This is a genomic window from Mesorhizobium sp. M0715, from assembly GCF_040320355.1.
Classification (GTDB): Bacteria; Pseudomonadota; Alphaproteobacteria; order Rhizobiales; family Rhizobiaceae; genus Mesorhizobium.
Genome location: NZ_JAMYPL010000012.1, coordinates 1 through 26,758, shown reverse-complemented (window position 1 = coordinate 26,758; position 26,758 = coordinate 1). Strand labels below are relative to the sequence as shown.

27 protein-coding genes are annotated in these 26,758 nt (G+C 60.7%); 14 read left to right on the top strand and 13 right to left on the bottom strand.

Going from position 1 to position 26,758, the window contains the following annotated elements:
- Positions 1–113: 113 nt before the first annotated feature.
- Genes queE through queC form a run of 3 tightly spaced genes read right to left on the bottom strand, consistent with a single transcriptional unit; the run spans position 114 to position 1,899 of the window.
- Positions 114–848: a 7-carboxy-7-deazaguanine synthase QueE gene (gene queE / locus NKI21_RS16290; RefSeq protein WP_023735817.1), complete on the bottom strand. Its 735-nt coding sequence runs from the start codon at positions 846–848 to the stop codon at positions 114–116.
- Positions 845–1,201 carry a 6-carboxytetrahydropterin synthase QueD gene (gene queD, locus NKI21_RS16285; protein WP_023673552.1) on the bottom strand — a complete coding sequence of 119 codons (357 nt, stop codon included), beginning with the start codon at positions 1,199–1,201 and terminating at the stop codon, positions 845–847. Before queD ends, queE begins: the two co-directional genes overlap by 4 nt.
- The gene (queC, locus tag NKI21_RS16280; protein WP_023766604.1) at positions 1,201–1,899 is read right to left on the bottom strand and encodes a 7-cyano-7-deazaguanine synthase QueC; all 699 of its coding nucleotides are present in this window, start codon (positions 1,897–1,899) and stop codon (positions 1,201–1,203) included. The genes queD and queC overlap by 1 nt, the downstream gene beginning before the upstream one ends.
- A 403-nt stretch (positions 1,900–2,302) precedes the next feature.
- On the opposite strand from queC, the gene NKI21_RS16275 reads away from it, so the two are divergent.
- Positions 2,303–2,692, top strand: coding sequence for a hypothetical protein (locus NKI21_RS16275; RefSeq protein WP_023735820.1), 390 nt, complete (start codon positions 2,303–2,305; stop codon positions 2,690–2,692).
- Between the two features lie 925 nt (positions 2,693–3,617).
- Here NKI21_RS16275 and NKI21_RS16270 read toward each other — a convergent pair.
- The 3 genes from NKI21_RS16270 to NKI21_RS16260 form a co-directional block, all read right to left on the bottom strand.
- A complete protein-coding gene (locus NKI21_RS16270) occupies positions 3,618–3,872 on the bottom strand; it encodes a helix-turn-helix domain-containing protein (protein WP_023735822.1) in 255 nt (84 codons plus the stop codon).
- 520 nt (positions 3,873–4,392) lie between these two features.
- The gene (gene glmS / locus NKI21_RS16265) at positions 4,393–6,213 is read right to left on the bottom strand and encodes a glutamine--fructose-6-phosphate transaminase (isomerizing) (RefSeq protein ID WP_352866286.1); all 1,821 of its coding nucleotides are present in this window, start codon (positions 6,211–6,213) and stop codon (positions 4,393–4,395) included.
- A gap of 422 nt (positions 6,214–6,635) precedes the next feature.
- Complete coding sequence (locus NKI21_RS16260) at positions 6,636–6,812, bottom strand: class I SAM-dependent methyltransferase (RefSeq protein ID WP_352723293.1); 177 nt, start codon at positions 6,810–6,812, stop codon at positions 6,636–6,638.
- Positions 6,813–7,276: 464 nt separating this feature from the next.
- Here NKI21_RS16260 and NKI21_RS16255 point away from each other — a divergent pair, with 464 nt between their 5' ends.
- Both NKI21_RS16255 and NKI21_RS16250 read left to right on the top strand, forming a co-directional pair.
- Positions 7,277–8,101, top strand: a complete 825-nt coding sequence (locus tag NKI21_RS16255; RefSeq protein WP_352866283.1) for a hypothetical protein — start codon at positions 7,277–7,279, stop codon at positions 8,099–8,101.
- A 953-nt stretch (positions 8,102–9,054) separates the two neighbouring features.
- Positions 9,055–9,834, top strand: coding sequence for a Crp/Fnr family transcriptional regulator (locus NKI21_RS16250; RefSeq protein WP_352723291.1), 780 nt, complete (start codon positions 9,055–9,057; stop codon positions 9,832–9,834).
- Positions 9,835–10,324: 490 nt separating this feature from the next.
- Here the strand turns inward: NKI21_RS16250 and NKI21_RS16245 are convergent, their stop codons facing one another.
- The 7 genes from NKI21_RS16245 to panB all read right to left on the bottom strand — a co-directional run bounded on the left by NKI21_RS16245 (position 10,325) and on the right by panB (position 15,595).
- Positions 10,325–11,299 (bottom strand): hypothetical protein, encoded by a 975-nt coding sequence (locus tag NKI21_RS16245; protein ID WP_352866437.1) that lies wholly within the window; start codon positions 11,297–11,299, stop codon positions 10,325–10,327.
- 165 nt (positions 11,300–11,464) lie between these two features.
- Positions 11,465–11,890, bottom strand: coding sequence for a DUF2285 domain-containing protein (locus tag NKI21_RS16240; protein ID WP_352866280.1), 426 nt, complete (start codon positions 11,888–11,890; stop codon positions 11,465–11,467).
- A gap of 43 nt (positions 11,891–11,933) precedes the next feature.
- Positions 11,934–12,308, bottom strand: coding sequence for a transcriptional regulator domain-containing protein (locus NKI21_RS16235; RefSeq protein WP_352487474.1), 375 nt, complete (start codon positions 12,306–12,308; stop codon positions 11,934–11,936).
- Positions 12,309–12,330: 22 nt separating this feature from the next.
- Entirely contained in the window at positions 12,331–12,963 is a 633-nt protein-coding gene (locus NKI21_RS16230) for an acyl-homoserine-lactone synthase (RefSeq protein ID WP_352809709.1), read from the bottom strand.
- 93 nt (positions 12,964–13,056) lie between these two features.
- Positions 13,057–13,782, bottom strand: coding sequence for a LuxR family transcriptional regulator (locus NKI21_RS16225; protein ID WP_023735835.1), 726 nt, complete (start codon positions 13,780–13,782; stop codon positions 13,057–13,059).
- 92 nt (positions 13,783–13,874) lie between these two features.
- Complete coding sequence (gene panC, locus NKI21_RS16220; protein ID WP_023814409.1) at positions 13,875–14,738, bottom strand: pantoate--beta-alanine ligase; 864 nt, start codon at positions 14,736–14,738, stop codon at positions 13,875–13,877.
- Entirely contained in the window at positions 14,735–15,595 is an 861-nt protein-coding gene (gene panB, locus NKI21_RS16215; RefSeq protein ID WP_023766592.1) for a 3-methyl-2-oxobutanoate hydroxymethyltransferase, read from the bottom strand. Before panB ends, panC begins: the two co-directional genes overlap by 4 nt.
- Before the next feature lie 173 nt (positions 15,596–15,768).
- Between panB and NKI21_RS16210 the strand changes: the two genes are divergently transcribed.
- From NKI21_RS16210 to groEL, 11 genes are all read left to right on the top strand, one after another.
- Positions 15,769–16,737, top strand: a complete 969-nt coding sequence (locus NKI21_RS16210) for an NUDIX hydrolase (protein ID WP_023735838.1) — start codon at positions 15,769–15,771, stop codon at positions 16,735–16,737.
- Positions 16,738–16,804: 67 nt separating this feature from the next.
- Positions 16,805–17,779, top strand: a complete 975-nt coding sequence (gene nadA, locus NKI21_RS16205) for a quinolinate synthase NadA (RefSeq protein ID WP_023766591.1) — start codon at positions 16,805–16,807, stop codon at positions 17,777–17,779.
- Positions 17,776–19,317, top strand: coding sequence for an L-aspartate oxidase (locus NKI21_RS16200; RefSeq protein WP_352752706.1), 1,542 nt, complete (start codon positions 17,776–17,778; stop codon positions 19,315–19,317). Before nadA ends, NKI21_RS16200 begins: the two co-directional genes overlap by 4 nt.
- Positions 19,317–20,171, top strand: coding sequence for a carboxylating nicotinate-nucleotide diphosphorylase (gene nadC, locus NKI21_RS16195; RefSeq protein ID WP_023766589.1), 855 nt, complete (start codon positions 19,317–19,319; stop codon positions 20,169–20,171). Before NKI21_RS16200 ends, nadC begins: the two co-directional genes overlap by 1 nt.
- A gap of 94 nt (positions 20,172–20,265) precedes the next feature.
- Positions 20,266–21,264, top strand: a complete 999-nt coding sequence (gene bioB, locus NKI21_RS16190; RefSeq protein ID WP_352866434.1) for a biotin synthase BioB — start codon at positions 20,266–20,268, stop codon at positions 21,262–21,264.
- On the top strand, positions 21,261–22,409 hold the full coding sequence (locus NKI21_RS16185) for an 8-amino-7-oxononanoate synthase (protein ID WP_023814406.1): 1,149 nt from the start codon (positions 21,261–21,263) through the stop codon (positions 22,407–22,409). The genes bioB and NKI21_RS16185 overlap by 4 nt, the downstream gene beginning before the upstream one ends.
- Entirely contained in the window at positions 22,406–23,041 is a 636-nt protein-coding gene (gene bioD, locus NKI21_RS16180) for a dethiobiotin synthase (RefSeq protein WP_023735844.1), read from the top strand. The genes NKI21_RS16185 and bioD overlap by 4 nt, the downstream gene beginning before the upstream one ends.
- Positions 23,041–24,306: an adenosylmethionine--8-amino-7-oxononanoate transaminase gene (locus tag NKI21_RS16175; protein ID WP_023766586.1), complete on the top strand. Its 1,266-nt coding sequence runs from the start codon at positions 23,041–23,043 to the stop codon at positions 24,304–24,306. Before bioD ends, NKI21_RS16175 begins: the two co-directional genes overlap by 1 nt.
- Complete coding sequence (gene bioZ, locus NKI21_RS16170) at positions 24,303–25,286, top strand: 3-oxopimeloyl-[acyl-carrier-protein] synthase BioZ (RefSeq protein ID WP_023766585.1); 984 nt, start codon at positions 24,303–24,305, stop codon at positions 25,284–25,286. Before NKI21_RS16175 ends, bioZ begins: the two co-directional genes overlap by 4 nt.
- Positions 25,287–25,716: 430 nt before the next feature.
- Positions 25,717–26,013 (top strand): co-chaperone GroES, encoded by a 297-nt coding sequence (groES, locus tag NKI21_RS16165; RefSeq protein ID WP_019863563.1) that lies wholly within the window; start codon positions 25,717–25,719, stop codon positions 26,011–26,013.
- A 63-nt stretch (positions 26,014–26,076) separates the two neighbouring features.
- Positions 26,077–26,758: chaperonin GroEL (gene groEL / locus NKI21_RS16160; protein WP_352631752.1), on the top strand; the 682-nt coding region annotated here is incomplete at its 3' end.

The window sequence follows — 26,758 nt, the reverse complement described above, 5'->3', positions numbered from 1 at the left end:
TGACAACACTTGGGCCGGTGGCAGAAGTCCGCAAGCACCCCGGCAGCGCGGTCAACGTTGAACCACCCGTTCACCCGAATATGCCGGTGCAGTTCCGGCGGAAAGGGCTTGGCCTAGACGGCTCTCTTGTTACCCCAGAGCATAACGTGCAGCTGCGGTAGCACGCGGGCTTCGAACCATTTGTCGCGGGTCACGCTGTCAACCAGCCACTCCATGCGCTTCAATATTCCGTCAAGGTCGACGGGCGCGTCATCATTTGCCGGGTGTGGCGGCGTGTGATTGCCGGGTTGCAGATAGATCGGAAGTTGCGGAAATTGCGCAGCGGCGTCTTTCGCGTAGGCGTAGTCCCTTTCGTCGAAAACAATGAGCTTGAGCACGATTTGGGGCTTGCCTTGTGCCGCCTGGAGGCACGCCTCGACAGCGGCCCAATCTGTCGTCATTTGGCTTGACGGCGGCTTTGGGCTGAGGATCAGCACGTCAAGGTGCGCAAACCAGTCCCTGGCAAGCGAACCTTGGGTTTCCAGCGCAAAACGGTAACCGTCACCATGGCCTCGGTCGATGAGCGCGCCGAGCGGCTGGATGGCCGGATTGCCGCCTGACAGTGACACCATAAGCGGGCGGCCACCGGAAAGCGCAAGCACATTTTTCCACACCGCGCCGACGGACATCATCTCCCATTCATGGCGGAATTGATTGTCCACAGCATGCAGGCTGTCGCACCAGGAACAGCGAAAGTCACACCCGCCGGTTCTGACGAAGATCGTCGGCAAACCTATGAGCACGCCCTCGCCCTGGATCGTCGGCCCGAAAATCTCGCTAACGCGGATTGCGGGATGCGTATTGGTCATGGCCGGTATTCCGCCCAGGTTTTCGGCGTTTCGCTCACCCGCACGGCCGCGGTTTCGCTCAGGCGTGCCTTGCACCAGTCGTAGAAATGTCTGGCCAGATATTCCGCCGTGACTTGCTCGTGTCCCAGCACGTCGTTGAGATGTCGGTGGTCGAAGCTCTCGTCTATGTAGCGTTTGAATGGCGCCAAATCGTGGTAGTCGCGCACGAAGCCGTGATCGTCCAGTCCATCCGCTGAAAGCTCCACTTCGACGATGTAGTTATGTCCGTGCAGGCGCGCGCATTGGTGATCGGGTGGCAATGAGGTGAGCTGATGCGAGGCTGAGAAGTGGAATTCCTTGGTGATGCGGAACATTACGCGGTGGTCCTTCGCAGCGCTCCGAGCCAGAAGTCGGAGTCCTCGTACTCGGTTGGGTCCGGGTGCCCAGCGATGTGGAACGCCTCACGCCGCTCGACGCAGGTCCCGCACCTCCCGCAATGACGCTCGGCGCCCTTGTAACAGGACCAGGTCTGCGCAAAGGGCGTGCCGTATGTGGCTCCATCCCTAACAATGTCCGCCTTCGTCAGGTTCACATAGGGTGCATAAAGGCGAATCTGCGCGTAGCCGTCGAGCGCGTGGTCCTGCATCATCTGGAAAGCATCGATGAAGGCCGGACGGCAATCGGGATAGACAATATGATCCCCACCATGCACGGCCGTCGCCACCGCGTCAGCGTCTTGCGCTGCGGCGAGGCCGAAGGCAATGGCCAACATGATGGCGTTCCGGTTGGGCACCACCGTTACCTTCATCGTATCTTCGGCATAGTGCCCATCGGGCACGTCCACATTGTCGGTCAGCGCGGAGCCGGAAAGGCCGCCGCCGATCTCGTGGATATCGATGATTCGCTGCGGGACGCCCAGGCGCTCCGCGCAAAGGGTGGCGAAGCCCAATTCCTTCCTATGCCGTTGGCCGTAATCGAACGATAGCAGGCCGGTAAGCTGGTGCTCCGCTGCCACCTTGTGAGCAAGAGTAACGGAATCCAATCCGCCGGAGCAGACGACGAGAGTCTTCATCGTTGGGTCCTTGTTTTAACCGGGTAGGCTGCGACCGGAGATTTCTCTGCGCTCCAGTACTTCAGGAAAACCATTTTGTGAAGTGAACGGAGACCAGTTTCGTGCGCTTGCGTGCGGTGCGCAAAACGCCCTCGCGGTGAGCTGCAAGGACACGGACTGATGAGACGTCACGCTTCAGCGGAATGCTCAAGCGGCCGCTGCTCGCGGACAAAGTTCTCGACGAGCAGAGCCTGGCGGTTCGGAGCGCCGAGGGACGCCACTGCAACGGTTGCAGGGTACAAGGAGCCCGGATGGCTTGCCGCAAAGATGACCGGCAAACCCTGAATAACCGGTGATGAGCCGACATCTGTGAACAAGCGGTGTGGTCGATTGCAATCACCCATGTCTTGCGCACAGGTACCTTATGTCAGTGGATGAACTGAACTTGATGGTTTTACAGATGGCAGTCGAAAGCGTCCGCTCGCTCTCGTTGAGCTTCGCTGAAAAAGCCGCCGAGATAGCCACCAGGAGCCGCGGCATCCTGCTTTTCGACGTGCGGATCGACGGTGACGCGCAGGTCCAGCGGGTCGCAGCCATCCGATATCACGGCGGCCAATTCGGCGTGCTGGCGTTGGATGTACACGGCCTAGTTACCCACTATTGCATCGTTAACGGTATGTTCTCACATTACATTGCGTCCTTGGAGAGCTGGCACAGGATGCCCCTGTCGATGCAGGCCAAGATGGATGCCAACGGCAATGCCCGTCTCTTCGTAGCCGCGTTGCGGGATGCCGGACATATGCTGGGCACCTAGCATTGGGCGAGAATGCATCTGTGAATTTTGCATGTGCGTCACTGCGATGGCGCCGGCATGATCGTCATGCTCCAAAACGGCTGCGGCCCCCGCGAAGCGGTCGCCGCGATGATGGTGATCAACGGCGTTGCATCGATGCGAGCGTAGACAGAGGTCTCCTCCTGGCATCGAGCGCATGCAAGGAGCTACGCAAGCGCAGCTGCATCAAGTATTTTGAAGGGACGACCTCATGCATGGAGCTTGCGCTGCATACGGGCGGCGCGAGCCGCGTTACCATCCAGCAGAGAGGGTGCTTGCGGTACTCTCAATGACCCGAGATCGCAAATGGACGTGGGTAAGCACCAGAACTGGCAACACCCATGGTGGTCCGCTGGACTCGCTGGAGGAAGCACAAGGTGTCGGCGGGCAGAGCGCAGCGAGTGCCTACCTCGATCTTTCTAGAAGCGCGCCGGCAGCCTGGGCGGGGGGGCTTGGGGTTAGACTGCCGGCGCACGCCACTCACGAAGAGCGGCCCCTTTTCGTGGTTCGAACACCCATAGTCAACCCGGAAACGTCAGGATGCCCGCCATGTTATTTTCAGAGCGGCGCGATGCCGGCCATGTTGGCCGATTCAGCCTAGGAGTAGCCACTCTCGTAGGCCGAGTTGATGCTCAAGCGCCAGCATCGCCTCGCCGAACTACCAAGAGTTCGCCGTTACAATCCTTCGTCGCGAGCCGATGCCCTCGTGCACGTTTCGTAGCACTCCGGGCGGCTACATCGCCTTGTTGTTCGCGAGCCCATGTGAAGGGTTCCTGCATCGGAAAGTTGACGAGATTCTCTTGGCGGTACTGCGCCAGAGGCATCCCAACGGAATCAGCGTCTACAATCAGCCGCAAGCTTCACATCACAAGAGCGGTAGTCCACCCATTGCGGATCATCCGACTGATCAGGCGGCGTCCGAAATGTGCGACTCTGCCTCAAGGATTCCCACAGGTATGGAAAGCGATCTCGCTATCCGATCCCGATATCCCTTGTTGTACCTCAGACCTCGCTCGATGTTTTGAATTTCCTCAGCGGCAAGCCCGCTCGCGACCGTCAGGTCCTCGATCGAATACCCAAGGTGCTCACGATAAGCGCGGACGATGTGGGTCCCCTGCGACATAGCCGTCAAGACTGGTTCGGGAATGCGCGAATCGTTCATAAACATCTCCAAGAACATGGGAGCTCCCTCGGGAGATACCCCCCCGGCGGCGCAGACCAAGCAAATCAAAAAATGGACGTCCATTCAGCCGGACCGGCCTCATCCATGGAATGGGCCGCCTGAATTAGGAGCTGGGTCGGAATATGGCGGCTCACCTCCTTCTAATCAAGAAAGCCAACGGCGAGAATTATTCGCGAAGGATCGCAGGTCGGATGCGCTACAGCCGATCAGGCCATCTCAGGAGGGGGCCCTGGAACTCTGAACACCAACTCGAACTCCCGGTACGGACACTGCTTCCTTCGGCCAATCTCCACCGGCGGGGGAGCGAAAGACCCACTCTTGAAAGCCCCCGGCTGCGTGCTGACGTCGGCTCTAGGAAGCTCGATCGCCCTGTGCCCCGATCGACCGGCCGAAAAAAGGGATTCCAAATTCCAGCAAACACTGGTCATCTGGTTTTCATCCGGATCCAGACAAAGGGTAGCTTTCCATCGAGAGCTTCGCCATCTGTACAGGTTCACAATCATTCGACCGTGACCGATTTTGCGAGATTGCGCGGCTGGTCTACATCTGTCCCCATGAAGAGCGCCGTGTGGTAGGCAAGAAGCTGTATCGGCAGCGAGAAGATCATTGGCGCGATAATCTCGTCGACTACCGGCAGCACGAGCGTGTGCATGGTGTCGAGTTTCGATGCGGCTGCCCCATTTTTATCGGTGATGAGGATAATCCGCCCTCCACGGGCAGCCACTTCCTGCATGTTGGAGACGGTCTTGTCGAAAAAGCGGTCATGGGGCGCGATGACGATCACCGGCATGTTCTCGTCTATCAATGCGATTGGCCCGTGCTTCAATTCACCCGCTGCATAGCCTTCGGCATGGATGTAGGAAATCTCCTTGAGCTTCAGCGCTCCTTCCATCGCTAGCGGGAAACTGGTGCCACGGCCGAGATACAGGACGTCACGACACTTTGACAGTTCGCGCGACAAGAACTCGATCTCCGGCTGGATGCTGTTGAGTACCTGGCCCAAGACGCGCGGCAATTCGGCGAGGCTCCTGACGAGTGCCTGCAGCTCGCCTTCGGGGACGGTCCGGCGGGCTCTGGCGGCGCTGATGGCGAGTGCGGCTAGAACGGCAAGCTGGCAGGTAAAAGCCTTGGTAGAGGCGACGCCGATCTCCGGTCCGGCAAGGATCGGGAAGACCGTATCGGCCTCCCGAGCGATGGTCGATTCGCAGGCATTGACGATAGCGCCAATTTTCAGTCCACGCTCCTTGCAGTACCTCAACGATGCAAGCGTATCGGCGGTTTCGCCGGATTGCGAAATGAAAAGAGCCGCGGACTGCGGCGGCAAAGGGATCTCGCGGTAACGGAATTCAGACGCAACGTCGATTTCAACCGTCAGGCGCGCATAGCGCTCGAACCAGTATTTTCCGATCAGTCCGGCGAGATAGGCGGTCCCGCAGGCAGAGATCGCCAAGCTCGGAACCTTGGCGAAATCGATGCCAGGAACCATGTCACGACCCTCTATGATTTTGATGTAATGACGAAGAGCATGGGCGATGACCTCGGGCTGCTCGTAAATTTCCTTCTCCATGAAGTGGCGATGGCTGCCCTTGTTGGCCAGATCGGCCGCGGCCGTGGAGATATGGCGCGGACGCTCGACGGGATGGCCGTCGATATCGAAGATATGGGCGCCCAAATTGCCGATAATGGCCCAGTCGCCGTCCATGAGATAGGTAATTTCATTGGTGAAGGGCGCAAGAGCGATCGCGTCGGAGCCCAGGAACATCTCGCCGTCGCCGTGACCGATCGCCAGCGGTGGTCCGTTGCGCGCCGCCGTGATGGTCGACGGTTCATCTTCGAAGAGGATGGCAAGCGCATAGGCGCCCCTGACGCGTTTCAGCATGGCACGCGTGGCCTCTTGCGGCCTCATGCCCTCGCGGCGGTATCTTGCCAAGAGATGCCCAACGACCTCGGTGTCGGTGTCGGTCTGGAACTCGGCGCCATCCGCCGCCAATTCGTCCTTCAGCTCGGTGAAATTCTCGATGATGCCGTTATGGACGACGGCGACACCGTCGGTAAAGTGCGGGTGCGCATTGCGTTCCGTCGAGGCCCCGTGGGTTGCCCAACGCGTGTGGCCGATGCCGACTTTGCCGCTCAGCGGCTCTTCCTTCAGTCGCCTCTCGAGATTGACAAGCTTGCCCTCGGCGCGCCGGCGGTGCAAGGCACCGTCGATGATCGTCGCAACGCCGGCGGAATCATAGCCGCGATATTCCAAACCCTTCAACGCGCCGATCAACCGATCCGACACCGGCTGTTGCCCAACGATGCCAACAATCCCGCACATGTTCGTCTCCGCATTTTTGCGAGCAGCATCAGCCCACGCGAGACGGATACCCATCCGGCCGCTTTAAGTGGCGGCCTTGTAGTAGTATTCCATGATATTGGTACAATTGATTGTAGTGATCACTACCATCCACCCCATGGATAGGTCGGCTGCTGTGGTGGCCTAAAGTTCTATTCGCGCCTGACGCTCTTATGAGAATCGCCAGACTCACCCGCGGCAGGATCACGGCCTCAGAAAGGCCAGCAGGCCTTGGACAGTGGACGGACGACCGGCCTGCGAGCCCTAGTCAGGCAGTCCGGCATGTAGAAGCATTGTGCCGCCGACTTCTGGATCGGCGATGGTCTGTCTCGGCGACAGCCTGAGTTCGCTTCGCGGGCCGCGCGGCTCGCCCAGGACCGTCGTCGTCTCGCGCGGCGCCGGTGTCAGTTGACGATGGCATAATGCCCGCCGGGGGCGAGCGCCTCGCGCACGGCACGTGCCAGCCGCGGTCGGTCCGGGACGCCATGGAAAGCGTTGGCCATGAAGACGAGGTCGGCGGGGCGTGACACCAGAGTAGCGAGTTCATAGGCGTCGCCGGCGACGAATTCGCAATTGGTCACGCCGGCGGTCGACCACCTCCATGCCCGGCTTCAGCCCGGTTGCCGCCAGCGCCATCTTCGCTGCGGTCCGGTTTGTCAGTGCTCGTTCCTGGCCTTGGCAAGAACACGAACTTCGGCTTCGGTCCGGAATGGCAATGTACCCCGATGGCGAAGGGCGGCCCGATCTGCGTCAAGCGCATCGCCGGGGAAGAGACGAAGTGATGGGCAACCCTCTCACAGTCAATTCGCGGTTGACTTATTTGTTCTCCGGCGAAGTGCGACAGCTGCTCGTATCCAGCAGCGTGAGCGATAGTTGATCAAATGCTGCCAATGAGTTTTGATACTGCAATCTTTAGACAGCCGCCTACCATGAATGTGCCATCGCGTTTCGGCGATCGAAGGAGCGAAGCCGGGTGTCCAGTCGTCACTACATATTCCCGGAGAACAGCGAACCTCTGCGGCTATCGCGGCGGCTTGTGGAGGGAATGATCTTCGGAAAGGACGCTCTCACGCAATACGCCGGCACACGCCAGCGGGTCGTCTCGGTGATAGTTGAGAACGAAGGCACCGCGCCGAATCGGATTCTAGATGCCCAAGGAGCCTATTGGGTTTTCGATGCTGCGGGCGATATCCGAAAAGGCCTCACACGGTCGACTAGCGACATTATGAGCGCCACCTTCAATGATTCCGACAACAAGGGAACGGTGGTGGCACTTCAGCCAAAGCTCTCCAAGAAGAGGGCTGAGGAGGAGCACCGCTGGGTAGTGGGCAAGGCCGAACTCGACAGGATTGCCGCAGACATCTGGCCGAAGGTGAAGTCGGACAAGATGAGATCCGCGCAGGGCGTTTCGGTGAAGCGACCGCCGCTTACCTATGATGCTCGGCTCGCACTCGACGAGGCTACCGCAAATCTGTGGAAGATTTCGCACGCAGTAGCTGAACTTAAGGAGCGTAGCCTGAAGGGCTTTGCCCATGAGGCTCGTTCGAGAGGTGCCGACCGCCCGGAGCACGAACTTCTCTATCAAGCCATCGCCCAGGTGGCAGATCAGCGACTCGAAATTCTGCGACGTCGCAGGACCGGGAAAGGCGTCTGGTATGCCATAGTGGGCGTAATAAAATGGAACGGCGACCACGTAGGCCAGAGCGTAGCCAGGTTCCACGAGAAGTGCGAAGGAAAGCGTTCAGCGGTCGTCGCGGCGAGAAAGCTTCTCGCCGAACATGCCAGTGAATTCGCGGAAAATATGACTGTGGAGGCCGAAGTGCTGACTGACCTTGAATGGCAGGGCAGGCTCCGTGAAGTGGAAGATTGAGGGTCGCGCCATGGCGGGCTACTTGATTTCGGTGTCGCAGATGCGTGGCCAAAGACCGACACATGCTGCCAGGCATATGCATCTGCGGACGGGTTTGACTTTTGATATTGGGATAGGCAGGAAGGAAGGTCGCTTGCTGTACAGACGAGCTTATCGGCGAGGTCGAGAATCCTAGTACCGGTCAATGGTAGTGCATCCACAGCAGTCTGATTTCGACAGCCGTCGTCGAGCCGGAGTGCGCACCGGGGCAAAATCAAATGCTTCGGGCAAAAGCAGATGGACATATTGGAGTGCAACACGGACGCGGCAAAGCTGCGCAGGTGATCATGGGCGGGCGATGGTAGCCTTCAAGGCCGACAAGCGGCAAACGCCCTGGGATCGTGTGCAGGGCAAGGTCGGCGGACCGGTTCCGAAGTGACGTAAGGAAGACAAGGCCGAGTGGCTGAAGCTCGACTGGTCGGCCGGGTCAAAACCTTGGGCTAAGCGAAGCTGCGACACGCAAGGCTGCTGGATTTCTGGGAGGATAACAAAGAGCGCGGCCAGTCTCGAGCATATTGTAGGATTGTTACCGAAGCGGCGGCCGGCATGGACTCTCATCATTGTGGAACTACGTTTGGGATGATGGCACAGCCCTTTGAATCCGCCCCGGTAGGCGCTTCATATCAGCTGGTCGTGGACCACTATGAGGCAGCGGTTTCACTCCAGGAGCGCATTGTGACTCGCGCTCGACCAGTCGGCTTGTCAACGAAAAGCAATGACGAATTCCTGGAGTATCTGAATGCCGTGTTAGCGCGGGCGCGCCAAACCTTGGCTCGCGCCGACCAACGCAGTTAATTAAAAAAATGGGACATCCGGGGTTCGCAGGCATACAGTGTGCCATCGACGGCAACTCTAAGGGCGTCCGTCGGCTGTGAGCGATCAACATGCTACCGCCCCAATAGGGAGAGGGAGCTATGACAGACTCCAGTTCACAAACTCACACTGCCGCGCAACGCGACACCCGCCAAAATTCCATCTATCGCAATTCGCTGCTGCTTCGAATGTGCTCGGCAGATTTGGCATTGCTGCAACCTCACTTGGAAAGCGTCTCCCTTGGACTGAAGACGCATCTCGAAGTGGCGGGGTCACCAATCAGAACCGTGTACTTCTTCGAGAGCGGTCTCGGGTCAGTGGTGGGCGAACTGCGGCCTGGTATTGAAGCTGAGATCGGAATCATTGGTTGTGAGGGCATGACCGGCTCAGCGCTTATCATGGGCGATGACCGATCAACGCACGATTGTTACGTGCAATTAGAAGCCCGCGCCTTTGTTATCGACGCGGGCCTCTTCACCAAGGCGCTTTTGACAAGCCCAACCCTGCGAACTTTTCTGCTCCGCTACGTTCACTACTTTCACCTCCAGGCAAGCTTCACCGCGCTCAGCAATGCCCGGATGAACATCGTCGATAGGCTCTCAAGATGGCTGGTGATGTGTGATGATCGCGTGGACGGAAACCGCTTGGCGATTACGCACGAGTTCTTATCAGTCATGCTCGGTGTCAGGCGGCCCGGCGTCACCATAGCGCTGCAAATATTAGAGGGGCAAGGTCTGATACGATCGATGCGAGGAGAGGTCGTTATCCTTGATCGCACGCGTCTGATTGCGCTGGCTGACGGGTCGTATGGCAGGGCTGAAGCCGAATACGCTCGGCTAATCAGCCAACTGCCTTGGCCGCAGGCGCCTGATCGCCAATGATGTGCTCGAACAGGGAGATGGCCGATCTCCTGCATTGAGGCCATGTCCGGGTAAGCCGCCTAAACAGAGCCTTCACCGCCGACGTTGCCGAGCATCAGATCCAAGACGAAGCTGTCATGCCGGCACCGTTGCATGCGCCGCCCGAGGAAAACCGCCCCTCGCATCCATTCAGGATTCCGAAGCACGATACGGCTGTGCACCACCTTCCGGGCACTGCAAAGGGGACCCGAGATGACTCGGTCCGTAGAGGAGGTTTTCGAAGAGCATCTGAGGCGATATCGAGGAGGATCTTGGGGCGCACTGCCATCTAACCTCGATTAAGCAGGCATTCATGCGCTGGTTGGAGCAAAGGCGAGACTCATTGCACCAGCCCAGTTCAAGGCATGTGCGGACAACCGCTTTGGGCGCCGAACAGATCGATTGGCGGCATACCCTTATCTTGCCTCACAAGACTTGTGGTCCGGGAAGGCTGTTTCGGGACTTTTCGAAATCAGCGGATCACAGGCTCGCCATGGAAGCGGCGGCGTGATGGAGGAGAAACCCCGAAGCCAACTTCCATCATCAGCCGTGGCCTGTGCGCCGGCACGGTGCCCATATGGAACCCGAACGGATCCTCGACGAAACCGAAACCGGCCTCGCCGGTCAGCGTGACCGGGCTCTGCTTGCCGTACACGTCCAGAATCTCTTGCGCGGGATGGCTGACGACAAGCGTAAGTTGGTGCTTGAGGGCGCGGCGATCATGGCTGCCGCGGACATAGACATGCGGGCCGGTCCCCTCGTCGACGGGCACCAGATAGAAAAAGAACTTCAGCATCCGCCAGTCGTCCAGATCGAAGTGGTATTTGCCGAGCGAAGCCAGGTTCTTGTCGGCGTCCGACGCCTGGCCGGTCGGGAAGCTCCACCAGACGCGCGTTGTGATCAGCGTCGCCTGGCCGCCGAGATAGTGCGCGGCAATATCCATGAGCAGCGGATCGTTTTGGATGGCAACGGCCGAGTTACAGCCCAGAATGCGCTCGAAATAATGACCGCTGAGCAACGGACGGCCAAACCGCGCCTCAGCCTCCGCATGCTCCGCCGGCATGAATTCGAGTCGGCGATCGAAATTGCCGAAACAAGGTGTGCACCTGGCGAATGCGGCTACATCTTCAGCCACCATTGTTGGCAGGACGAGGCCGGGAAAAAGCCCATCCATCCGCAGCGCGTCGACAACGTCCTGGCAATTGATACCGGCAAACATCGTGTCCTGGGCTCTTTGCGACCTTCGGACCGGCTTTGCACCACGCCAGTGCATTCTCCGTGCCGGCATGGTGCGCGCCAACATGAACATGGGCAGCCACGCCGGGTTCTCGCGAATATCCGACAGGTAGGTCGGAATGCGTACGGCTATGCGACGCAGCATGCTGCCGTTTCGCGCGATAGTCTCAAGGCTTGCCGCGCCGGCTTTGTCGGGGTTCATAACGGTCATCGGGATCCTCAAGGCATGAATGCACTCATCGACGAAGGTTGGGTCCCAGTGCTTCGCCGCGATTCGCCGCGGAAGAACTAGGCGCTTGCCACGTTTTGTGCAACGCACAATTGCACTCAGAAATGGAGGTTGCGCGTTCGAATAAGACAATCGCAACCACCCCAATTACCTCAGGAACTGTCTGTAGCCGCCGCCCATCAGGTAGCGGCCACGTTGGATGGCGCGACGTACCTGATCGCGAAGATGGCCACCTGGATGACGCCAATCTTCTTCGACGCGGCGTGTCCCGAACAAGGCAATGGCGACCTCCTGATGAGATGCTCCGGCAAGCGAGCCATCCAAAGCCTGGAGTACGATACGCAGACGCGCTCCGCGGTGTTCCGGCGGAAAGCAAGCAGCTGACAGGCGGGCGCAACCATTGACGTGGTTCAAGAACTGAAGGGCAGCAACATGGAACTTGAGGTGCTGCGGCTGAACGATCGCGTCAACATATAGCCGCAACGGGCGGAGGACGGACGCACCGGAAACGGCGATCTGCAGACTCCGGCAGTTCTCCCTCAGCAGCACGTGCTGCACGCCCGCAGCTGTCATCAGGATGTCCTTGCAGCATGAGAGCGAAGAAAGGTGAAGCGGTTCAAAATCGTGGTCGAGCCCAAGCGGCTCCGCGGCCGCTCGTAGAATACAGGCGCAATCGCGCGGATCCCAAAAGACCCTTGCCGATGTAGCGTCCGAAAGTGGCGCGTCGGCGAAAAAGAAGGCTCCATTGTCTTAGGAGAGCTGATCCTGTCGTCAACTCGATTATCTGCATGTCGCCTTGGGGTCCGACAATGCAGGCGGACGGTGCCATTTTGGCGTGGTCGCGCTGGAATTGTGGATTGCGCCGAAGAAACTCCCAGGCCCAGCCAGTGCGTGGCAATCGTCTAGCATAGTGGTAAGCGTCGTGGCGACGCCAGTCCGGCCAGCATACAAGGCCGACCGTCGCTTCCTTGGACAGACCAGCATCCTTCATGGCTCAGGTGTCCACTATGGCGCTATGCCGACGGGCCTAGAACCGGTTGCCACAGTACCGGTCCAATCAGACGTCCCCTGCAGCGGATGCGCAAAAGGCTCGCGTGGGAAATCTCGAGAAACCCAGCCACCGCCTCCGTTTTGCCGACGCATTTGGGTTCTCCGATGCGCGACAATGGCCACGTAGCCAGGCGGAGGATCCGCTCCATGCGCGTATCCGTCACCGTTACTATCCGGGTCAGATCCTTGGCCAAGCCGAACTCGATCATGCCCGCGAAGAGCTCGTAGGTCGCCTGGGCCAGCCCGCCCGCAGCCTTGGGCGCCGACGGAGGAAGATCGAGCGCGAAACGACTGCTCTCCCATATGTCGGTGGTCGAGGGCACGACGTCAGCACCCAGCAGCACCGGGAAGGTGTCGCGCAACATTGTGGGTCCGGTGCTGGGCAGAAGACGCACGCAACCGCGAATTCGCCAGTCGGATCCTTTGAGGAGCAGATAGACGGGCTTCAGAGCATCAAACGAATCGGATTCCATCTGGTCTTCGGTATCAACTTCCCAATCGAGCCTTTCCTTGAACACCCGAAACCTGAGCCCGTGCATCTCTTTGAGTTCGCCTGCAAACTCGTTGTAAAAGTCTGGTGTTATCAGTTGCATCATGGTCGCCTCCATGTGGGATGTGTTCCCGCCATCGAAAGGCAAAGCTGACAGCGATGCAGCCTGTAGAGGTTTACAGGTATCGTGGCTGAAGAATCAGGATCTCGTCTGGCCGGAGGCAGCCATGCGTGCAACGGCCTGGTTGATCGTTCGAACGCCAAACTTTGCCTTGGCGTTTTCCAAGTGAAAAGTCACGGTGCGCTTTGAGACGCCGAGAAGCTGGCTGATATCCCAAGCCGACTTGCCGCGCGCCGCCCATTTCAGGCACTCGAACTCCCGCGGGGTGAGCGTTACACCATCCACCACGCGATCATCGGCGAGCCTGCGCCGGACATGGATATGAAAGTTGATGGCCACCAGCTGCAATGCTTTTTCGTAACGTGCCAGTGACCGCAACAGAAGCGGACGGGACTCGTCGGAAGCAAAGGTCAGGGCAGCAAACCGGCCGAGATGATCATGCATGGACATCGTCAGGCCGCCGCAGATGCCAAACTCAGCCGCACTCTCCAGAATTTGTTGCTGCGAATTCGGCAGACAGTGTCGAGCGCGGTCCACACCCCAATCGAATGTATCCCAGCCTTGCAGCCCGCGCAGGATGACCGGATCAAGACTGTGGTACCGCTGTTGCAGATAACGTGATGTCCAGGATGAAGGATAGTTTGAAATCAATTGGGGGGCGTCGCCGGAGGCCGACGGGTAAGTGAAATAGGCGAATAGCGGGAAGTCGAAGCCGGCTGCAGCGGAGGCCATTGCCTCACAGAGATCGGCAGCATCAACACTTGCAGACAGTTGCTCGACGAAGTTCTCAAACACGCGATGCATTTGCCCTGTGCGTAACCTCCGTTCGCTCAATGCCAGGCAGAGACCTTGTTTTAAACGATCCCGGACGGATACAGCGCGTGCCGAGAACGTGGCTAATCTGTTGAACCAATCCGAAATAGTCTGACGTTGTCTATGAGACGTGTGCCGCCGAGCCAGGCCGCGGCAAGCAACCGTGCCGGTCGATCAAGGCTTGGCATCGGGTGCAGATCTGCCTCTTCGCGAAGTTCCAGGTATTCGACCTCGCGATAGCCTGCAGCCAGAATTGCTGCGCGAGATTCTGCAAGCGTTGGCAGGACGGGTGAGCCGCGCCCAAGCCGCTCAGCCGTCTTGAGCAGGACCGATGATAGCTTGGGAGCAACAGCGCGTTGCGCTGGCGAGAGCCGCACATTGCGCGATGATAGCGCAAGACCGTCGGCTTCACGGACTGTCGGACAGGCAACAATGGTGATTGGAATATCCAAATCCCGGGCCATGCGCCTGACCAGGTGAATTTGCTGAAAGTCCTTTTCGCCAAAGAAGCCGAAGTCAGCGCTGGTCTGCAGGAAGAGCTTGGTGACGACGGTCGCCACGCCATCGAAATGTCCCGGCCGGAAGGCACCGCACAGGCCCTCGCTGACACCGGACACCGAAACGGTGGTGGCGAAGCCCGCCGGATACATCTCCTCTGCATCTGGCGCATAAAGCAGGTGCGCGCCAAGCGGTGCCAGTTTGGCGGCATCCTCGTCCTCGGTGCGCGGATACGCGGCAAGATCGGCCTGGCTGTTGAATTGCTTCGGGTTTACGAAGAGCGTCACGATCACACGGTCTGCCTTCTCGAGTGCAGCGCGCACCAGGCTGAGATGGCCCTCATGCAGGACGCCCATCGTTGGCACCACGGCAATCCTCACGCCCTCGCGGCGCCATGCGGCGACGATTTCGCGAAGCTGGTCAGCGCTCCTGACGATCGGCACGCTCACGCTGCTTCTCCGCTTTTGGTGGCTTGCGTGTCGGCGGGCGTGGGCGCATCGGCAAACACGTGCTCGGCGGCCGGAAACTGGCGCTCCTTCACCTCGTGCGCATAGGAAGCGATCGCAGCCGCAGCCGCCTCCCCCAGTTCAGCATAGCGCTTGACGAATTTGGGTCGGAAGTCGCCGAAGAGGCCCAGCATGTCGTCGACGACGAGAATCTGGCCGTCACAGGCTGCCGAGGCACCGATGCCAATGGTCGGGGCCGCCACCTCCCCCGTGATCCGGCGGGCGAGCGCCTCAGGAACCTTCTCCAGGACGATCGCAAAGGCGCCCGCTTCGCTCACGGCAAGTGCGTCGCGCCTGATGCGCTCGGCATCCCCGCCCCTGCCCTGCACGCGGTAGCCACCGATGGTGTTGATGGCCTGCGGCGTCAAGCCGACATGAGCCATGACCGGCACGCCGCGTGCGGCGAGGAAGCCGATCGTCTCTGCCATCGTTTCGCCGCCTTCGAGCTTGACGGCCGTGCAGCCGGTCTCCGCCATGACGCGCGCAGCATTTCGGAAAGCCTGCTCTGGGCTTTCTTCGAAGGAACCGAACGGCAGGTCGACGACCATCAGCGCCTGCTTGATGCCACGGCGAACCGCCTGGCCATGCGTGATCATCATCTCCAGCGTGACACCGAGCGTCGAGGGCAGACCGTGGAGAACCATGCCGACGCTGTCGCCGACGAGCACCACATCACAATGGGGATCGACAAGCCGCGCGACTGGGGTGGTATAGGCGGTAAGGCAGACGAGCGGCGTCCCACCTTTGCGCGAACGAATATCCGGCGGTGTGATCGCCTTGGTATCACCAAACGCGCTCAATGGATCCTCCTTCCCCTACGTTACCAACCGCGGGTGTCGCCTTTCGCACATTTTTGTGCAGGTGCGAAGAGCAAAAAAATGGCCGTGCAGCTGTGGGGTGTTGACGTGCCGACAGGCGCGCTTACACTAAATCGATTAAGTGCCCCCCCGAGCTGGCAAACCAATTCGCGAACATGGACGATCAGGCAATACGACTCAGGAAAGACAGAGCCGCCGTGAATGCCGACGACGTCAAAGTGGACCTGATCGCCTTTGTGGTCGCCGTAAACGACAGTGAACCCTGTGTCCTCACCATCGGCCAGGCGGACACCTTGCCCTCCGGTCCCTTTGCGCTTGAGCACCGATCGCTGCAATCCGGCTTGAGGGGGTGGGTCGAGCAGCAGACCGGCCATCGGCTGGGGTACATTGAGCAACTCTACACGTTCGCTGATCGGGATCGCATCGGCGCCGAGCGCCAGCAGCGCGTCATCTCCATCAGCTATCTTGCATTGACCCGCAAGGAACAGGCAGCGGGCCCGCCCAAGTGCGGATGGCAGAGTTGGTATGAATATTTTCCATGGGAGGACCATCGCTCCGGCACGCCTCCGGTCGTGCTGGATGTTCTGCGACCACGCCTGATTGAATGGGCAAACGGCGTCCGCGATGCGGCCACGCGACGTGAACGCTGGCAGCGGGCGACGATAGCCTTTGGCTTCGACGACCGCCTTTGGAACGAGGAACTCACGCTGCAACGCTATGAGTTAGTTTACGAAGCAGGCTTGGTCCAAGAGGCCGTAAGAGGGCGGGACGGGGCGCCCCCTCCGCTGGTGCCCAGCAAGTCCATGGTCGCCGATCATCGCCGCATCGTGGCGACCGGCATTGCGCGGCTGCGCTCCAAGATCAAATACCGGCCGGTCGTCTTTGAGCTGATGCCGACGGTCTTCACGCTTTTGCAGCTGCAGCGAACCGTGGAGGCGCTCGCCGGCAGGCTCATCCACAAGCCGAACTTTCGCAGACTGATCGAACAGCAGGAACTGGTCGAGGAGACCGGAGAGGCCACTACTGAGACCGGCGGCCGGCCAGCGAAGCTTTTCCGTTTCCGCCACGCCGTTCTCGACGATAGGCTCATCGCCGGGACAAAATTGCCGCTGGCGCGGGGTTGACATCCCTTATACTCACAGCAAGTATATGCTGGTTATTTTCAATTAGAGTATAAGCGGGAGAGGGTTGATGAGCGCCATGCTGCCTGCGGCCGCGTTGCTCTACGAGCGCGTCCGGCGAGTGATCCCGCCGATCGAATGGCCGGCTTTCGTCGACGATATCGAGGCGATCCTTGCACTGAAGCGCGAGCGCAACGCCATCATCCTGGCGCACAACTATCAGACGCCCGAGATTTTCCATTGCGTGGCCGACATCGTCGGCGACAGCTTGGCATTAGCCCGCACGGCTGCGACGATCGAGGCACAAGTCATCGTGCTGGCCGGCGTCCATTTCATGGCCGAAACGGCCAAGCTCCTTAATCCGGACAAGACCGTGCTCATTCCGGATCTCAGCGCCGGTTGCTCGTTGGCGGAATCAATCACGGCAGAAGACGTGCGCTTGATGCGCCAACGTTATCCCGGCGTTCCGATCATTACTTATGTAAACACGTCGGCCGAAGTGAAAGCCGAGTCGGATATCTGCTGTACATCCGGCAACGCCAAGGCGGTCGTCGAATCCCTTGGGGTTCTCCGGGTGATCATGCTGCCGGACGAATATCTGGCCCAGAATATCGCCGCCCAGACCGATGTACAGATCATCGCCTGGAAAGGGCATTGCGAGGTGCATGAGCGCTTTACACCGGCCGACATCCGCGAGTTGCGCGAAAGCCATCCCGGCGTGGTCGTGCTCGCCCATCCCGAATGCCCGCCCGACGTCGTGGCTGAAGCAGATTTTTCCGGCTCGACGGCTGCCATGTCCGACTATGTCGAAGGGCAAAGGCCGCCACGTGTCGTGCTGATGACGGAATGCTCGATGAGCGACAACGTCGCGTTAGCGCACCCAGAGGTCGAGTTCATCCGGCCCTGCAATTTGTGCCCGCACATGAAGCGGATCACGCTTGCCAACATCCGCACGGCGCTCGAGCAGAACCAACATGTCGTAACCATCGAACCCGGGATCGCCGGGCGCGCGCGGCTTGCGGTCGAACGGATGCTGGCAGTTTGAGCGCCGACCTCCGCAGCTTCTTCGGGCGTCCCATCATCATCGGCGGCGGCATCGCCGGACTGATGACCGCGCTTCAACTGTCGCCGGAGCCGGTGCTTCTTCTGTCAAGGTCGCTGCTGGGAGCTGACAATTCGAGCACCTGGGCACAGGGGGGTCTGGCTGCAAGTTTCGGCGAAGACGACGATCCGGCAATGCACCTGGCCGATACGCTTGCTGCCGGGGATGGTCTCTGCGACAGAGACGTGGCGAGCCGCATCCTCCAAGCCGCGCCCAAGGCGATAGAGGGGCTTGCGGCCTTTGGGGTTCCCTTTGACCGCACGCCGAAAGGATCACTGTGCCTCGGATTGGAGGCCGCACACAGCCGACGTCGCATCGTTCATGCGCATGGGGACGGCACCGGGCGTGAGATCATGCGTGCCCTGATCGCGGCTGTGCGTTCCACTCCGTCGATAGTTGTCGTGGAGGGCGTGGAAGCGCGCCGGCTGGCCGTGCGAGAGAATGCGATCCGGGGCGTCTGGGCGAGCTGTTCGATCGGACCTTTCTTCTTCGGCTCACGGCGGGTCGTCCTCGCCACCGGTGGCATCGGGGGACTGTTTCTCGACACCACGAACCCTTGGGGAAGTTGCGGACAAGGCCTTGCACTTGCGGCCCGCGCTGGAGCTGTCCTAGCCGACCTCGAATTCATCCAGTTCCACCCGACCGCGCTTGACGGCCCGGAACGCCCTATGGCGCTGGTCAGCGAGGCTGTCCGAGGCGAAGGTGCTGCCCTGATCGATGAAACCGGCCAGGCTTTTCTCCAGAGCGTGCCAGGGGCGGAACTTGCGCCTCGCGATGTCTTGGCCCGGGCCGTGTGGAACCATCTTGCGGACGGCCACCGTGTTTTTCTCGACGCCCGACAACGGCCTGGCCCGGCATTCGCTCGACATTTCCCGACAATCGCATCAGCCTGTCGTGGAGCGGGCATCAATCCCGCCCGCGATCTCATCCCCATTCGGCCGGCCCAACACTACCACATGGGTGGCGTTGCAGTGGACAGCTCCGGCAGAACCTCCGTCAAGGGGCTGTGGGCCTGCGGCGAAGTCGCTTCGACAGGACTGCATGGCGCCAACAGGCTCGCCAGCAATTCCTTGACAGAAGCCATCGTGTGCGCCCGCTGGGTCGCTGAAAGTGTCGCCGGGACGCCTGCGCGCAGAACAAGGCCTGCGTTTGCCAACGTTTACCCACCGCCCGCTCCGATACCCGTGCGTGTTTTCCTGTCGCGCGCACTCGGCATCGTCCGGGACGGTGAAGGGTTGAAAGCAGCCGCGCGTGCCTTATTGCCGCTCGCCGAAAGCAAGGATGCGGTCTCGGATCCGGCGGCTGTCGGGCTAATGATCGCGGTTGCCGCCTTGTTGCGCGAAGAAAGCCGCGGCGCTCATTACCGGACAGATTTTCCTCATCATGCGACTGCCGCCCGACGGTCCGAAATCACCCTCGAAGCCGCCTTGGCTACAGCGCGGGGACTCGGACACTCGCCAAGTCTCGAAGGGCCGAAGTGATGACACTTTCACCGCTACCCACGGTCGTGCTTGAGCCGCTTGTACGGGCAGCTCTTCTTGAAGATCTTGGCAGAGCCGGCGACTTGACCACGCAGGCCATCGTCCCGAAGGAATACCAAGCGGGAACCGTGTTGGTGGCGCGACAGTCCGGAGTTGTCGCCGGCCTCGATCTGGCGATGCTCGCTTTCGGCTTGATTGATCCTGCTGTCGAAATCTCGGTGGAGCGCGCAGACGGCTGCAATGTCGTGGATGGAGAGATCATTGCATCAGTGGTTGGCCCGGCCCGGGCCATTCTCACAGCCGAAAGGACGGCACTCAATTTTTTGTGCCATCTGAGCGGCATCGCCACGGCAACGGCATCGATCGTCGCTGCGGTTCGTGGGTATGGCGCGAAGATCGTCTGCACCCGCAAGACGACGCCCGGATTGCGGGCAGTCGAAAAGTATGCCGTGCGCGCAGGTGGCGGGTCCAATCACCGCTTCGGTCTGGACGATGCAATTTTGATCAAGGACAACCACATCGCCATCGCAGGCGGCGTCCGCCCAGCGCTCGAGCGAGCACGAAGAGCGGCCGGTCATCTCGTCAAGATCGAAGTCGAGGTCGATACTCTGGCCCAGTTGGAGGAGGTACTTGGCTTCGCTCCCGATGCGGTTCTGCTCGACAACATGTCCCTCCCCGATCTTCGCCGCGCCGTCGCAATGGTCGGTGGCCGCGCTATCACCGAGGCTTCTGGCGGGATCACGTCCCATACAGCGCGGGCGGTTGCCGCGACCGGCGTTGATCTGATTTCGGTCGGCCGACTCATCCACAGCGCGCCGATCCTGGATATCGGCCTCGACCATCGGGGCTCATGATTGTCTGAGTCAGGATTGGGTCAACTGTCCTCTCCGATCGTCAACAGTCAGATAGCAAAGACCCCGCAAGACAGACCGGAGGAACAGCATGGACATGCAAACGGCAAGTTCAACGCAGACATCGCCACAGGCTCAATCCCCTGACCCCGGAGCGTGGACCCTGGAGAAGGCTCAGGCACTTTACCGTGCCCCCTTCAACAATCTCCTCTTCCTGGCGCAAACGGTGCACCGCCAGAATTTCGATCCAAACAAGGTCCAGCTCAGCCGGCTGCTCAGCATCAAGACGGGAGGATGCCCGGAGGATTGTGGCTATTGCAGCCAGTCGGCGCGTCACGAAACCGGCCTGAAGGCGTCGAAGCTGATGGAGGTCCGGCGCGTCATCGCCGAGGCGACCAAGGCGCGTGATGCCGGCGCCACGCGTTATTGCATGGGCGCGGCCTGGCGAAACCCCAAGGCGCGCGACATGGATGCGGTGGTGGCGATGGTCGAAGGCGTCAAGGCGCTGGGCATGGAGACCTGCATGACGCTCGGCATGCTCGATCTTGAGCAAGCCGCTCGACTGAAGCAGGCGGGCCTCGACTACTACAACCACAACATCGATACGTCGGAACGCTACTACAGCGAGATCATCAGCACGCGCGGCTATGCCGAGCGGCTCGACACGCTTGAGCAGGTTCGTCGATCCGGCATCAAGGTCTGCTGCGGCGGTATTGTCGGCATGGGCGAAGATCCGGTGGACCGGATCGACATGCTGGTTACGCTGGCGAACCTACCCGAGCCGCCGGAAAGCGTCCCGATCAACATGCTGATCCCGATCGCCGGCACCCCGCTTGCCGAAGCCAAGCCCATCGAGCCGATCGAATTCGTGCGCGTGATCGCCCTGGCGCGCATCATGATGCCGAAATCGCATGTGCGTCTTTCCGCCGGCCGCACCGCCATGACCGACGAGATGCAGGCGCTGTCCTTTTTTGCCGGTGCCAACTCGATTTTCGTCGGCGACACGCTGCTGACGGCGGACAATCCCGGTGAGGACAAGGATAGCCTTCTGTTCCGCCGTCTCGGCATTGAGCCGATGGAACTCGAGGCGCAATGAACGGGGCACCGCTTGCCCGCTATGACGCGACCTTGCAGGGACTGGCCCGCAAGGACCGGCTGCGGACGCTTGCGCCGCGCGCAGGTCTCGATTTCTCGTCGAACGACTATCTCGGGCTGGCCTCGTCCAGGAGACTTGGCGATGCTGTTGTGGCGGCGATTGCGCGGGGCACGCCGGTTGGCGCCACCGGGTCGCGGCTGTTGCGCGGCAATGCACCGGAACACGAGCAGCTCGAGGCAGACGCGGCGGCATTCTTTGGAGCCGACCGCGCGCTGTTCTTCGGCAGCGGCTACATCGCCAACTTCGCTCTGCTGAGCGCCCTGCCGCGGAAGGGCGATCTTTTGGTTCTCGATGAGCTCGCCCATGCCAGCATGCATGAGGGTGCGCAGGCCGGGCGCGCACAGTTCGTGCTGGCCGCGCACAACGATGCCACCGCTGTTGAGGATGCGATCACACGTTGGCGCGCCGCAGGCGGCATGGGATGCGTCTGGATCGCGGTGGAGAGCCTTTACAGCATGGATGGCGACTGCGCGCCTTTGGAGAGCCTGGTCGCGCTTGCCGATCGGCACGGCGCATTCATCGTCATTGACGAGGCGCATTCGACCGGCGTCTGGGGACCGGACGGCCGGGGGCTTGCCGCCGCTTTCGAGGGCCGCGACAACATCGTCGCGCTCCACACCTGCGGCAAGGCGCTCGGCGCATCTGGTGGGCTCGTGACCGGGCCGAGGGCACTGTGCGAGTATCTGATCAACCGTTGCCGGCCATTCATCTACGCCACCGCGCCATCGCCGCTGATGGCAGTGGCAGTGCGCGAAGCACTCGCAATGCTCGCCGACGAGCCTATGCGGCGTGTTCAGCTGCATGAACGCGTTGCCCTCGCCGGCCGCCAGCTGGCCGAGCGCTGCGGCGTGATACCCAGCGGCTCGCAGATCCAGCCCCTCGTAATCGGCGATATCAGGCGCACCATGGCAGTGGCGGCGCGCCTGCAGGCCCGCGGCTTCGACATACGCGGTATTCGTCCTCCGACCGTGCGCACGTCGCGGCTGCGCATCTCACTGACGCTCAATATCGGCGAAGCCGACATTTCCGCCATGGTCGAGGCGCTGGTCGAGGTGTTGGCCCAAACATCACCGGAGGCGGTATGACCCAACGCATCGTCATCACCGGAACCGACACGGGAGTTGGCAAGACCGTGTTTGCGGCTGGGCTCGCCGGTTTGCTCGACGGCTTTTACTGGAAACCGGTGCAATCGGGCCTCGACGGCGAGACCGACAGCGAAGTGGTCGCGCGGCTTGCCGGCTTGCCCTCAGAGCGCGTGCTGCCGGAAGCCTACCGCTTGCGGAGCCCGCTGTCGCCGCATCGTTCGGCCGAGATCGACGGCGTGGCGATCAAGGCTGCCGATCTTGCTTTTCCCGTCCTACCGACGCCGCTCGTCATCGAAGGCTCCGGCGGCCTGATGGTGCCGCTTAACCGGCGCACAAGGCTCATCGACATCTTCGCTGAATGGCGGCTGCCCGTTATTCTGTGCGCCCGCACCACGCTCGGCACCATCAACCACACCTTGCTCTCGATCGAGGCGCTCCGCGCCCGATCCATCCCGTTGGCCGGCATCGCTTTCATCGGCGATGAGATGGCCGATACGCAACGGACCATCGTGGAATTCAGCGGTGCGCCGCAGCTCGGCAGGCTGCCGCACCTCGATCTGCTGACCGGCAAGACACTGAGGGACGCAATGATTGCCGGCTTCGCCTTCGCCTCGATTACTGGAGGTGACTGATGTCGCAGTCTCATGTGTGGCATCCCTTCACCCAGCACGCGCTCGAGCCTGCGATCCCAGAAATCGTCCGGACTGAAGGCGCCTATCTCCGCAGGGCCGACGGCGCCCGCATCCTGGACGCCATCTCCTCCTGGTGGGTCGTCACACATGGCCACCGCCATCCCCGCATCATGAAGGCAATCGAGACAACCGCGTCGAGCCTCGACCAGATTATCTTTGCGGGCTTCACGCACGAGCCGGCAGAGCGCTTGGCCAAGGCGCTTGTCGGCCTCGCTCCCGCTGGACTCGACTGGGTGTTCTATTCCGACAGTGGCTCGACCTCGGTCGAAGTAGCGCTGAAGATGGCGCTCGGTTATTTCCGCAACATCGGCGCCCCACGCTCGCGCATCGTCGTCATGGATCACAGCTATCATGGCGACACGATCGGCACGATGAGCGTCGGTGCGCGTGGCGTGTTCAACGCCGCCTACGAACCCTTGCTGTTCGAGGTCGCCACCATCCCCTTTCCGGCAGCGGGGCGCGAGCAAGAGACGCTGGATCGTTTAGAGGCTGTGACCCGCGATCGACGAGCCGCAGCCTTAATCGTCGAGCCGCTGGTGCTGGGCGCCGGCGGCATGCTGATGTATCCGGCTTCAGTTCTGGCCGAATTGAAGAAGATCACTGAGGCCTCCGGCACGCTGCTGATCGCCGACGAAGTGATGACCGGCTGGGGGCGGACCGGAACCATGTTCGCCTGCGAGCAGGCATCGATCTCTCCAGATATCCTGTGCACCTCGAAAGGCCTGACCGGCGGCGCCATCCCGCTGGCCGTAACGCTTGCCACCGATGCCATCTTCCAGGCTCATTATTCCGAGGACCGGAAGAAGACATTTTTCCATTCGAGCTCCTACACTGCCAACCCGATTGCCTGCGCGGCAGCACTTGCCAATGTCGAGATCTGGCGGGACGAGCCGGTGGCCGAGCGCATTGCGGCCTTGAGCGCAATGCAGGCCACCGGGCTTCGACGCTTTCGCGACAACAGCTTCTTCACCGACTGCCGGGCGACCGGCACGATCGCGGCGCTCGACCTGCGAACCGGTTCCGCAGGTTATCTCGCCGAGATCGGACCGAAACTGCGCGCTTTCTTCCTCGAGCGAGGGCTACTTGTGCGCCCGCTCGGCAATGTCCTCTACCTTCTGCCACCCTATTGCATCACCGGCGACGAGCTCGAGCGACTCTATGACGCCATTGAGGAGGCGGGCGAACGCTTCGGGTCCAGGCCATGAGCAAGTCGTCGCGCATTCTCGGGTTTGGCCATCATGCGCCTGGGCGAAAGGTGGCGAATGCCGAAATCGAGAGCAATCTCGGTCTTGATCCAGGCTGGATCGAAAGGCGTACCGGGATACGGTCGCGCTTCTGGGCAACCGACGAAGACACGCTGTCTGGTCTTGCTGCGCAGGCCGGCGACATGGCGCTGGCGAACGCCGGTATTGCGCGCCACGACATCGGTCTGCTGTTGCTTGCCACCTCGACGCCCGACCATCTTCTGCCGCCGAGCGCGCCGCTGGTCGCACACAAGCTTGGCCTTGGCAGCGCAGGCGCGGTGGATCTGACAGGCGCCTGCGCCGGCTTCATCTATGCGCTGATGTTTGCGGACGGATTTACCCGCCTGCACGGCAAAGCGAGCCTTGTTATCGCCGCCAATATCCTCAGCCGCCGCATCAATCCAGCCGAGCGCGCAAGCTCGGTCCTGTTTGCCGATGCCGCCGGCGCCCTGGTGATCGGTCAGTGCGATGATGCTGATCGGGGCATTCTCGGTGCCTCGGTGGCTTCGGACGGCTCGCGATACGGGCTGATCCAGATTCCCGCAGGAGGAAGCAACAAGCCGTTCCACGGTGACCTCGATCTCGCGCAAACCCGAATGAGGATGACGGACGGCCGCGAAGTGTTCGCAAAGGCCGTCGAGATGATGACCAATTGCTCGATAAGCGCGCTAGCCGCTGCCGGAGTGCGGCCACACGATCTCGGCCGGTTCGTGCCCCATCAGGCCAATACTCGGATTTTCGACGCGGTCGGGAGGAACCTCGGCATCGCGGACCAAGCAATTGTCAAGACGATTGCCGAATACGGCAACTCTTCGGCCGCGACGATCCCGCTGTCGCTCTCGCTCGCCAACCAGACGGAGCCATTCCAGCCTGGAGAGAAAATCCTTCTGTCGGCGGCGGGTGCGGGTCTCAGCGGCGGCGCTCTCGTGGTTGGAATCTAGCCGGCCGGCTCACGCGCGCAGGACTGGTCATGAATGGGAATAGGGCAACAGAACCAATGCCAAAATGGCTTTCTGAAGCTCGACATGACCGAGCTGACGCAGCACGACCCCGTGCGAGCCTCTGGATGAGATCAAATGCATCACCTGTTGCATCATTCGTGCCATCTGAATAAAGCTCAAATACAAAGGGTGAGCCGCCCCATATATGTCTGATACCCGACATTGTTCACATAAAAGGCTCGATGCTTACACGCTCTTTGCTCTCTTCTCTTTGCTGTCTGCTCTTTTCTCTTTGCTCTTTGCTCTTTCGTCTTGACTAGCAGGAGCATGCGGCTTATCTCATTGCCGCGTTAGCACTCGCTTCCGCTGAGTGCTAAGCACGCTCCGGCAACGGAGAACCGTTCAACATCCGCACCAAGGACATCCAAAAATGGCAAAGTCGAATTTCCGGCCGCTGCATGACCGCGTGGTCGTTCGCCGGGTCGAATCCGAATCCAAGACCGCCGGCGGGATCATCATCCCGGATACGGCGAAGGAAAAGCCGCAGGAAGGCGAGATCATCGCCGTCGGCTCCGGCGCTCGTGACGAAGCAGGCAAGCTGGTCCCGCTGGACGTCAAGGCCGGCGACCGCATCCTGTTCGGCAAGTGGTCGGGTACCGAAGTCAAGCTCAATGGCGAAGACCTTCTGATCATGAAGGAATCCGACATTATGGGCATTATCGGCTGATATCAGGCCTTTCCTTCGCACCATCAAATCTGAATTTCGGGCGAGATGCCCAGGAGTAAAAAAATGGCTGCCAAAGACGTAAAATTCTCCCGCGATGCCCGTGAGCGCATGCTTCACGGCATCAACATCCTCGCCGACGCGGTGAAGGTCACCCTCGGCCCCAAGGGCCGCAACGTCGTCATCGACAAGTCGTTCGGCGCACCGCGCATCACCAAGGACGGGGTCACCGTCGCCAAGGAAATCGAACTTTCCGACAAGTTCGAAAACATGGGCGCGCAGATGATCCGCGAAGTTGCTTCGAAGACCAACGACATCGCCGGTGACGGCACCACAACCGCGACCGTTCTGGCGCAGTCGATCGTCCAGGAAGGCAACAAGGCCGTTGCCGCCGGCATGAACCCGATGGACCTGAAGCGCGGCATCGATCTGGCCGTGACCGAAGTCGTCGCGGCGCTCGGCAAGGCTGCCAAGAAGATCAAGACCTCCGAGGAAGTTGCCCAGGTCGGCACGATCGCCGGCAATGGCGACGAGTCGGTCGGCAAGATGATCGCCGAAGCGATGCAGAAGGTCGGCAACGAAGGCGTCATCACGGTTGAGGAAGCCAAGACCGCCGAGACTGAACTCGAGGTCGTCGAAGGCATGCAGTTCGACCGCGGCTATCTCTCGCCCTACTTCGTCACCAACGCCGACAAGATGGTTGCCGAGCTCGAGGACGTCTACATCCTCCTGCACGAGAAGAAGCTGT

Bases quoted from the DNA above. Each gene is read 5' to 3' on its own strand.
- queE (WP_023735817.1), bottom strand. From the start codon at position 848: ATGACCAATACGCATCCCGCAATCCGCGTTAGCGAGATTTTCGGGCCG.
- queD (WP_023673552.1), bottom strand. From the start codon at position 1,201: ATGTTCCGCATCACCAAGGAATTCCACTTCTCAGCCTCGCATCAGCTC.
- queC (WP_023766604.1), bottom strand. From the start codon at position 1,899: ATGAAGACTCTCGTCGTCTGCTCCGGCGGATTGGATTCCGTTACTCTT.
- NKI21_RS16275 (WP_023735820.1), top strand. From the start codon at position 2,303: ATGTCAGTGGATGAACTGAACTTGATGGTTTTACAGATGGCAGTCGAA.
- NKI21_RS16270 (WP_023735822.1), bottom strand. From the start codon at position 3,872: ATGAACGATTCGCGCATTCCCGAACCAGTCTTGACGGCTATGTCGCAG.
- glmS (WP_352866286.1), bottom strand. From the start codon at position 6,213: ATGTGCGGGATTGTTGGCATCGTTGGGCAACAGCCGGTGTCGGATCGG.
- NKI21_RS16255 (WP_352866283.1), top strand. From the start codon at position 7,277: ATGATCTTCGGAAAGGACGCTCTCACGCAATACGCCGGCACACGCCAG.
- NKI21_RS16250 (WP_352723291.1), top strand. From the start codon at position 9,055: ATGACAGACTCCAGTTCACAAACTCACACTGCCGCGCAACGCGACACC.
- NKI21_RS16245 (WP_352866437.1), bottom strand. From the start codon at position 11,299: ATGACCGTTATGAACCCCGACAAAGCCGGCGCGGCAAGCCTTGAGACT.
- NKI21_RS16240 (WP_352866280.1), bottom strand. From the start codon at position 11,890: ATGACAGCTGCGGGCGTGCAGCACGTGCTGCTGAGGGAGAACTGCCGG.
- NKI21_RS16235 (WP_352487474.1), bottom strand. From the start codon at position 12,308: ATGAAGGATGCTGGTCTGTCCAAGGAAGCGACGGTCGGCCTTGTATGC.
- NKI21_RS16230 (WP_352809709.1), bottom strand. From the start codon at position 12,963: ATGATGCAACTGATAACACCAGACTTTTACAACGAGTTTGCAGGCGAA.
- NKI21_RS16225 (WP_023735835.1), bottom strand. From the start codon at position 13,782: ATGCATCGCGTGTTTGAGAACTTCGTCGAGCAACTGTCTGCAAGTGTT.
- NKI21_RS16210 (WP_023735838.1), top strand. From the start codon at position 15,769: ATGGACGATCAGGCAATACGACTCAGGAAAGACAGAGCCGCCGTGAAT.
- nadA (WP_023766591.1), top strand. From the start codon at position 16,805: ATGAGCGCCATGCTGCCTGCGGCCGCGTTGCTCTACGAGCGCGTCCGG.
- nadC (WP_023766589.1), top strand. From the start codon at position 19,317: ATGACACTTTCACCGCTACCCACGGTCGTGCTTGAGCCGCTTGTACGG.
- bioB (WP_352866434.1), top strand. From the start codon at position 20,266: ATGCAAACGGCAAGTTCAACGCAGACATCGCCACAGGCTCAATCCCCT.
- NKI21_RS16185 (WP_023814406.1), top strand. From the start codon at position 21,261: ATGAACGGGGCACCGCTTGCCCGCTATGACGCGACCTTGCAGGGACTG.
- bioD (WP_023735844.1), top strand. From the start codon at position 22,406: ATGACCCAACGCATCGTCATCACCGGAACCGACACGGGAGTTGGCAAG.
- NKI21_RS16175 (WP_023766586.1), top strand. From the start codon at position 23,041: ATGTCGCAGTCTCATGTGTGGCATCCCTTCACCCAGCACGCGCTCGAG.
- bioZ (WP_023766585.1), top strand. From the start codon at position 24,303: ATGAGCAAGTCGTCGCGCATTCTCGGGTTTGGCCATCATGCGCCTGGG.
- groES (WP_019863563.1), top strand. From the start codon at position 25,717: ATGGCAAAGTCGAATTTCCGGCCGCTGCATGACCGCGTGGTCGTTCGC.